This is a genomic window from Exiguobacterium sp. SH5S4, from assembly GCF_004337045.1.
Taxonomy (GTDB): domain Bacteria; phylum Bacillota; class Bacilli; order Exiguobacteriales; family Exiguobacteriaceae; genus Exiguobacterium; species Exiguobacterium aurantiacum_A.
This window is the reverse complement of record NZ_SJUQ01000077.1, coordinates 1-407: the sequence shown is the minus strand read 5'-3', so window position 1 is coordinate 407 and position 407 is coordinate 1. Positions and strand designations below refer to the sequence as shown.

Below are 407 nucleotides of genomic sequence, written 5' to 3'. Positions count from 1 at the left end.
GTAATAATAGTCTTCCGTTTCTTCCTGCAATTGCTGCTCATACGTCCGCTCGCACACAACATTTAAAATGCGTGCTGTTTTCTCTGCCCGTTCCAGCCACTTGCCAATTTTGATAATCTGATATTCCACACCCCGCTGCATAGCGGATTCAATGATTCCTTGGGAAGTAAGGGAAGTCATTTTTACCAGCTCTAAAAAGCTGCGCATTTCATGGGTTGCACATTGCTCTGGATCGATATTCTGCAGCGCCAAATAACAGCTGTTCCATATTTGCCAGTACTCATCGGTGATATGGTCCCGGCTCACCCGTGCATTTTCCCGTATATAACGGACACAGTTCGCCACTGAATTCAAGTTTTCATCGGCCATCGCCAAGTAATGAATCAGCTTATCTTCATTGTAAGGAG

Annotated in this window: 1 protein-coding gene; it reads right to left on the bottom strand. The window is 45.2% G+C overall.

Annotated features, from left to right (window positions below):
* The coding region (locus EVJ32_RS16040; RefSeq protein WP_131459133.1) for an alpha-E domain-containing protein at positions 1–407 on the bottom strand (407 nt) is incomplete at both ends.